Genomic DNA, 7496 nt, shown 5'->3' with positions numbered 1-7496 from the left:
GGGCGACGTCGGGGGCCGGGGCGACTCCTGCGGTGGGCGCCGTTGCTGCGGGCGCCGTTGCTGCGGGCGCCGTTGCTGCGGGCACCGTTGCTGTGGGCGCCGTTGCTGTGGGCAGTCGTCCCGCGGGGCGAGTCCGGGTGGCGGCGGCCAGAGCCTCGGCGAGCCCGCCGAGCTCTACGTGGACCACGGCTACCGGCTTCGCCGGGCACCCGACCGTCGCGGCGCGCAGCGCAGTGGCAAGCTCCTCGCCCTCGGGCGACCCCGTGGCCCCGTCCTCCCCCACCCAGGGAATCGCGGTGACGATCACGGCATCGCAGGACTCGTCCGAGAGCGCCTCGGACAGCGAGGCCCGGAAATCCGCCGGAGTGGCCCCGGTGGTCAGATCCACCGGCGGCAACGGCCGCAGCCCATCGGCGACGCAAGCATCGTACGTAAGCAACCCCAGGGACTCGGAGTTCCCGAGAATCGCCACCCGCGGCCCGGCCGGCAGCGGCTGTCCCGCAAGGAGCAGCCCCGCGTCGACCATCTCCGTGACGGTGTCGACCCGGATGACGCCGGCCTGCCGCAGCAGCGCCGACACCGTCGCATGCGGAAGCCGCGTCGCCTGCACCGCGTGCCCCGTGGGCGCGATCCCGCTGTGCCGCGCCCCCTGCACCACGACCAGCGGCTTCGCGCTCGCCGCCCGCCGCGCGAGGCGGGTGAACTTCCGCGGGTTGCCGATGGATTCGAGGTACATCAGGGCGACATCGGTGTACGGGTCCTCGTACCAGTACTGGAGTACGTCGTTCCCGGACACGTCCGCGCGGTTGCCGGAACCGACGAACGTCGCCAGGCCCGCGCCCCGCCGGTGCAGCCCGGACAGCAGCGCGATGCCGATCGCGCCGGACTGGGTGAACAGGCCGATCCTGCCGCGCTCGGGGGGATGCGGGGCCAGCGAGGCGTTGAGCCGCACCTCCGGGGACGTATTGATGACTCCGAAGGCGTTCGGTCCGAGGATGCGCATGCCGTACGACCGCGCCTGCCGCACCAGTTCCCGCTGCCGCTCGCGCCCGTCCGCGCCGCTCTCCGCGTACCCGGCGGAGATCACGACGAGGCCGAGCACTCCGCGCTCACCACAGTCGGCGACGGCACGCGGCACCCGCTCGGCGGGCACGGTGACGACGGCCAGCTCGACGGGCTCGTCGATGTCCAGGACGGAGCGGTACGCGGGCACTCCGTCGACCTCGGTGCCCTCGTCGAAGGCGGTGTTCACCGCGTACAGGCGCCCCGCGAAGCCCGCGTCGCGCAGATTGCGCAGCACGCTGCGCCCCACACCGCCCGGCGTGCGGCCGACGCCGATCACGGCGACCGACCCCGGTGTGAGCAGCCGCTGCACGGACCGGGCCTCGGCGCGCTGCTCTCGGGCGCGCTGCACGGCGAGCGAGCGGTCGGTCGGCTCCAGATCGAATTCGAGGCGTACGACACCGTCCTCGAAGCTGCGCTTCTGCTGGTATCCCGCGTCCGTGAACACCTTGATCATCTTGGTGTTGGCGGGCAGCACCTCGGCGGCGAAGCGGCGGATGCCGCGCTCCCTGGCGACGGCGGCGATGTGTTCGAGGAGCGTGGAGGCGACGCCCCGGCCCTGGTGGGCGTCCTGCACGAGGAAGGCGACCTCGGCCTCGTCGGCGGGCGCGCTCGCTGACATGCCGCGCTCGTCGATGCGGTCGAAGCGCACGGTGGCGATGAACTCGCCGCCCACGGTGGCCGCGAGGCCCACCCGGTCCACCTGGTCGTGGTGGGTGAAGCGGTGCACGTCCTTGGCGGACAGGCGCGGGTAGGGCGCGAAGAAGCGGTAGTACTTCGACTCGTCGGAGACCTGTTCGTAGAAGCTGACCAGGCGGTCCGCGTCCTCGGCCGTGATGGGCCTGATCCGGGCGGTTCCCCCGTCTCGCAGCACGACGTCGGCTTCCCAGTGGGAGGGGTATGCGTGCCGGTCCGACGGGGTCTGCATGGGGCCAGGGTACGACGTACGGTCGTTGCAGCACGGACCATCGGCCGGCGGAGCACTCACGACGGCATGAGAGACTGGTCTAGACAACTGTGAGACACCTGGAAGGGCAGCAACACATGGCTGAGCGCCGCGTCAACGTCGGCTGGGCCGAGGGCCTTCACGCCCGACCCGCCTCCATCTTCGTCCGCGCGGCCACGGCCGCCGGCGTCCCCGTGACGATCGCCAAGGCGGACGGCAACCCCGTCAACGCCGCCTCCATGCTCGCGGTGCTCGGCCTGGGCGCGCAGGGCAACGAGGAGATCGTGCTCGCCTCCGACGCCGAGGGTGCGGACGCCGCCCTCGACCGTCTGGCGAAGCTGGTCACCGACGGCCTCGATGAACTCCCCGAGACCGTCTGACAGCGACTGTCGAACGCATACGCCGAAGGGCCCGCCCCAAACAGGGGGCGGGCCCTTCGGCGTATGCGCGTCCGCTTCCCGGGCACCGCCGGATATCACCGAATACAGGCAGGGGATCAGGCAGGGGATATCGCCGAATGCGGGCAGCAGAAATAATCGCCTCGCGATCCCCCGCCGAATAGCACTTCTTTGTATACGGCGCCCCTGTTAATTCCGCAGGCTCACCGTGTTTACGACATGTTGCGAATCCCTCACGCGATCGCGTTCCCGCCCCTTCTCCCGCTCCTTCTCCCGCTCCTTCTCCCGCTCGCGCTCGCCCCGCGGCACGAACCGCAGCCGGTGCGCGGCCGTCGCCCGCTCCGTGTGCTGCGCGGTGAGCGCTCGGGCCCGCTCCGCGTCGCCGCGCGCCACCGCGTCGACGATCGCCGCGTGTTCCCCCCAGGACTCCGCGGGAGCGGTCGGCGACTCGACGACGTACATCCAGGCGATCTTGTGCCGGAGCTGGGTGAGCAGCGAGGTGAGGCCCGGGCTGCCGGAGGCCTGGGCGAGCGTCTCGTGGAACCAGCCGCCCAGCGAGCGCAGATCCTCGCTCTGACCGCGCCTGGAACGCTCCTGGCCGAGCCTGACGAGGCCGCGCAGGACCTTCAGATGGGCCTCGGTGCGGCGCTGCGCCGCACGGGCCGCGGCGAGCGGTTCGAGGAGCATACGGATCTCCAGGAGGTCGGCCGCCTCCTGCTCGGTCGGCTCCGCGACGCACGCGCCCGCGTGCCTGCGCGTGACGACGAACCCCTCGGCCTCCAGGGTGCGCAGCGCCTCGCGCACCGGGACGCGGGAGACTCCGTAGCGGCGCGCGAGCAGTTCCTCGGTGAGCCGGCCACCCCGTTCGTAGACACCGGAGACGATGTCGTCCCGGATGGCCGTGCATACCGAGTGCGCGGGAATGCGCATGACTGACCTCCGCCTTAATCCCCGCGAAACGCGGTCGATTGACGCTTGTTCAGTGACTCTATTGCAGAGCGTCTGAATTTCCGACGGGGGGCGGGAATCCATGGATATTTTTTGGCCAAAGGCGGGCCCGGAACGGCGAAAGCCCCGGCTCGTGAGGAGCCGGGGCTTTCGGTGAGCTTTCGATGAGCTCGGTGAGCTCTTGGTGCGTCAGATCAGACGTTGACGCCGTGCGACCGGAGGTAGGCGACCGGGTCGATGTCCGAGCCGTAGTCCGGACCGGTGCGGGCCTCGAAGTGGAGGTGCGGGCCGGTCGAGTTTCCGGTGGAGCCGGAGAGGCCTATCTGCTGGCCCGGGGTGACCGCCTGGCCGACGGTGACGCTGAGGGACGACATGTGGCCGTACTGCGTGTACGTGCCGTCGTTCATCTGGATGACCACGTTGTTGCCGTAGGCACCGCCCCAGCCGGCCTCGACGACGGTGCCGGAGCCGACCGCGTGGACCGTGGTGCCGGACGCGGCGTGGAAGTCGACACCGGAGTGGCTGCCGGAGGACCACATGGCGCCGCCGGTCTGGTAGCCCGTGGAGATGTACGAGCCGGTGATCGGCGAGACGTAGGTGTTCAGGCGCTTGCGCTCGGCCTCGCGGGCGGCGCGCTCCTTGGCCTCGCGCTCCTTCTCGGCCTTCGCCTTCGCCTCGGCCTCGGCCTTGCGCTTGGCCTCGGCGGCCTTCTTCTTGGCGGCCTCTTCGGCCTTCTTGGCGGCAGCGGCGTCGTCGGCGGCCTGCTGCTGGGCGGCGGCCTGCGCGTCGATGCTGGCGGCGAGCGAGTCGCGGACGGAGATCGCCTGGGTAAGACCCGTCTTCTCGACCGAGGCCTCGTCGGCGGCGAGCGCCGGAGCGGCCAGGCCTCCGATGACACCGGTGGTGGTGAGGGCGGCGACGCCCGCCACGTTCGCGGTGGTACGCGTGAGGCGGCTCGGGCGACGGTGCTTCCCGGTGGCACGGGTGAACGCCATGAAGCGGCTGATCCTTTCCTTCCTTCTCGCCTACCGGGTTAGCTGACGGGTTCGGAGCAGGAAGGTCTCCTACGGGTTCCTCGCCTCGCGACAAGGTGCCCGATTCACCCCAGGGGACATGTGGGTCCCCGGCTCCCCTGGCTCGCGCCGTACGGGGACTCGGCGATGACTGTCCGGTGCCGCGGACGCGGCGTACTGCATGACGAACAGCCGGACCAGACGCTAAGCGGGGCGTCTTTCCATCGCCAAACGGATCAGAGGTTTTGTAGCGCACGCCACAGGTCAGACACGTAACCTCCATACCAATTCGGACATATGGGGACCCCAGTAGCCAATTCACGCCACTGGGGTCCCGATATGTCCTGACTGTCACTCAGCCCGTGACCGTCATTCAGCCCGTGACCACACTCACTTCACCGATGCCGAGCGCCTTGACGGGCTCCTCGATCTGCGCGGCGTCACCGACGAGGATCGTCACCAGACGGTCGCCCGGGAAGGCGTTCACGACGGCGGCGGTGGCCTCCACGGTGCCGGTCGCGGCCAACTGCCGGTACAGCTGCGCCTGGAAGTCGTCCGGCAGATGCTGCTCGACCTGGTCGGCGAGGGTCGCCGCGACGGACGCAGCCATCTCGAACTTGAGCGGGGCCACACCCACCAGGTTCTGCACGGCGACATCGCGCTCGGCGTCCGTGAGGCCTTCGGCGGCCAGGGTCCGCAGCACCTTCCACAGGTCGTCGAGGGCCGGGCCCGTCGACTCGGTGTCCACGGAACCGCTGATGGCGAGCATCGCGGCGCCCGTGCCGTCCGGTGCGGAGCGCAGGACCTGGGCGAACGCCCGTACGCCGTAGGTGTATCCCTTCTCCTCGCGCAGGACGCGGTCCAGGCGGGAGGTGAGGGTGCCGCCCAGGCAGTACGTGCCGAGCACCTGGGCGGGCCAGACGCGGTCGTGCCGGTCCGCGCCGATACGGCCGATCAGGAGCTGCGTCTGGACGGCTCCGGGGCGGTCCACGATGACGACGCGGCCGGTGTCGTCGGCGGTCACCGGGGGCACCGGACGCGGCTCGGCCGTACCGCCCGTCCAGGCGCCGAGGGTGTCGGCGAGGACGGCGTCCAGGTCGGTGCCGGTCAGGTCGCCCACGACGACGGCGGTGGCCGTGGCGGGACGGACGTGCTTCTCGTAGAAGGCGCGTACGGCCGCCGAGTCGATGGCCGCGACCGTCTCCTCGGTGCCCTGGCGGGGGCGCGACATGCGCGAGGTGGCCGGGAAGAGCTGCTTGGAGAGCTCCTTGGCGGCGCGGCGCGCCGGGTTGGCGCTCTCGTGCGGGATCTCGTCCAGGCGGTTGCTCACGAGGCGCTCGACCTCGCTGTCCGCGAAGGCGGGGGCCCGCAGGGCGTCGGCGAGCAGGCCGAGCGCCTTGGGGAGCCGGGAGACCGGGACTTCGAGGGACACCCGCACACCGGGGTGGTCTGCGTGCGCGTCCAACGTGGCGCCGCAGCGGTCGAGTTCGGCGGCGAACTCCTCCGCCGAGTGCTTGTCGGTGCCTTCGTTGAAGGCCCTCGCCATGATCGTGGCGACGCCGTCGAGGCCCGCGGGCTCGGCGTCGAGCGGCGCCTCGAGGTGGACCTCCACGGCGACGACCTGCTGGCCGGGGCGGTGGCAGCGCAGCACCGTGAGGCCGTTGTCCAGGGCCGAGCGCTCGGGCGCGGGGAAGGCCCACGGCCGTGCGGTGCCCGCCTGGGGCTGCGGGTGGAACTGCATCGTTGCGGCCTCGGTCACTTCGCCGCCTCCTCTTCCTCTTCGGTGGCCTCGGCGGCTTCGGGGGCCGCGATGGGCTCGTACACGAGCACCGCGCGGTTGTCCGGGCGCAGGCGGGCCGCGGCGGCCGCCTGGACCTCTTCCGCGGTCACGTCGAGGACCCGCTGCACGGCGGTGAGGGCGAGCTGTGGGTCGCCGAACAGGACGGCGTACCGGCACAGTTCGTCGGCGCGGCCCGAGACCGTGCCGAGCCGGTCGAGCCACTCGCGCTCGAGCTGTGCCTGGGCGCGCTCCATCTCCTCGGCGGTGGGGCCCTCCTCCGCGAAGCGGGCGAGCTCCTCGTCGACGGCGGCCTCGATGACGGGGACCTCGACATCGCCGGACGTCTTCACGTCCAGCCAGCCCAGCGAGGGGGCACCGGCGAGGCGCAGCAGGCCGAACCCGGCCGCCACGGCGGTGCGGTCGCGGCGTACGAGCCGGTTGTAGAGCCGGGACGACTCGCCGCTGCCGAGGACCGTGAGCGCCAGGTCGGCCGCGTCGCACGCGCGCGTGCCGTCCTCCGGGAGGCGGTAGGCGGCCATCAGGGCGCGGGCCGGGACCTCTTCCTCGACGACCTCGCGCAGCTCCTTGCCGATCGTGTCGGGCAGCGAGCCGTCGCGCGGCGGCTGCTTGCCGTCGTGCGAGGGGATGGACCCGAAGTACTTCTCGACCCAGGCGAGCGTCTGCTCCGGGTCGATGTCGCCGACCACGGAGAGGACGGCGTTGTTGGGCGCGTAGTACGTACGGAAGAAGTTCCGCGCGTCCTCCAGCGTCGCCGCGTCCAGGTCGGCCATGGAGCCGATCGGGGTGTGGTGGTACGGGTGGCCCTCGGGGTACGAGAGAGCGGTCAGCTTCTCGAAGGCCGTGCCGTACGGGACGTTGTCGTAGCGCTGGCGGCGCTCGTTCTTCACGACGTCCCGCTGGTTCTCCATCGACTCGTCGTCGAGCGTGGTGAGCAGCGAGCCCATCCGGTCGGCTTCCAGCCACAGGGCGAGCTCGAGCTGGTGCGTGGGCATCGTCTCGAAATAGTTGGTGCGCTCGAAGCTGGTGGTGCCGTTGAGCGAACCGCCCGCTCCCTGCACCAGCTCGAAGTGACCGTTGCCGGGCACCTGCTTCGAACCCTGGAACATGAGGTGCTCGAAGAGGTGCGCGAGGCCCGTACGGCCCTTGACCTCGTGGCGCGAGCCGACGTCGTACCAGAGGCAGACCGCGGCGACCGGGGTCAGGTGGTCCTCGGAGAGCACCACGCGCAGGCCGTTGGCCATCCGGTGCTCGGTCGCTGTCAGGCCGCCTGAGCCGGCCTCGGCCGTGGCCGTGTGACCCATGGGCATGTACGTCCCTTCGATCGCGAA

General features: G+C 71.2%; 6 protein-coding genes and 1 riboswitch. Of the genes, 1 reads left to right on the top strand and 5 read right to left on the bottom strand.

The genetic code is table 11. From position 1 onward, the window contains the following. On the bottom strand, positions 1-1990 hold a 1990-nt coding region (locus E2651_RS10515; RefSeq protein WP_135330790.1), incomplete at its 3' end, for a GNAT family N-acetyltransferase. Positions 1991-2106: 116 nt separating this feature from the next. Between E2651_RS10515 and E2651_RS10505 the strand changes: the two genes are divergently transcribed. Continuing rightward, complete coding sequence (locus E2651_RS10505; protein WP_135330789.1) at positions 2107-2388, top strand: HPr family phosphocarrier protein; 282 nt, start codon at positions 2107-2109, stop codon at positions 2386-2388. Positions 2389-2595: 207 nt separating this feature from the next. On the opposite strand, the gene E2651_RS10500 is transcribed toward E2651_RS10505, so the two are convergent. The 4 genes from E2651_RS10500 to E2651_RS10485 all read right to left on the bottom strand — a co-directional run bounded on the left by E2651_RS10500 (position 2596) and on the right by E2651_RS10485 (position 7475). After that, positions 2596-3336, bottom strand: a complete 741-nt coding sequence (locus tag E2651_RS10500) for a GntR family transcriptional regulator (protein ID WP_135330788.1) — start codon at positions 3334-3336, stop codon at positions 2596-2598. Positions 3337-3548: 212 nt separating this feature from the next. Beyond that, complete coding sequence (locus tag E2651_RS10495; RefSeq protein WP_135330787.1) at positions 3549-4349, bottom strand: M23 family metallopeptidase; 801 nt, start codon at positions 4347-4349, stop codon at positions 3549-3551. A gap of 12 nt (positions 4350-4361) precedes the next feature. Continuing rightward, positions 4362-4524: riboswitch (cyclic di-AMP (ydaO/yuaA leader) on the bottom strand. Positions 4525-4740: 216 nt separating this feature from the next. Further along, positions 4741-6126, bottom strand: a complete 1386-nt coding sequence (locus E2651_RS10490; RefSeq protein WP_135330786.1) for a pitrilysin family protein — start codon at positions 6124-6126, stop codon at positions 4741-4743. Continuing rightward, positions 6123-7475: a pitrilysin family protein gene (locus tag E2651_RS10485; RefSeq protein WP_135330785.1), complete on the bottom strand. Its 1353-nt coding sequence runs from the start codon at positions 7473-7475 to the stop codon at positions 6123-6125. The genes E2651_RS10490 and E2651_RS10485 overlap by 4 nt, the downstream gene beginning before the upstream one ends. Positions 7476-7496: the final 21 nt, after the last annotated feature.

The organism is Streptomyces sp. MZ04 (assembly GCF_004684775.1).
Taxonomy (GTDB): Bacteria; Actinomycetota; Actinomycetes; order Streptomycetales; family Streptomycetaceae; genus Streptomyces.
The sequence above is the reverse complement of the archived record's forward strand: the minus strand, read 5'-3'. Positions and strand labels throughout refer to the sequence as shown.

What these genes read in the sequence shown, in the direction of transcription:
- E2651_RS10505 (WP_135330789.1), top strand. Translation starts at nt 2,107, where the DNA reads ATGGCTGAGCGCCGCGTCAACGTCGGCTGGGCCGAGGGCCTTCACGCC.
- E2651_RS10500 (WP_135330788.1), bottom strand. Translation starts at nt 3,336, where the DNA reads ATGCGCATTCCCGCGCACTCGGTATGCACGGCCATCCGGGACGACATC.
- E2651_RS10485 (WP_135330785.1), bottom strand. Translation starts at nt 7,475, where the DNA reads ATGCCCATGGGTCACACGGCCACGGCCGAGGCCGGCTCAGGCGGCCTG.
- E2651_RS10495 (WP_135330787.1), bottom strand. Translation starts at nt 4,349, where the DNA reads ATGGCGTTCACCCGTGCCACCGGGAAGCACCGTCGCCCGAGCCGCCTC.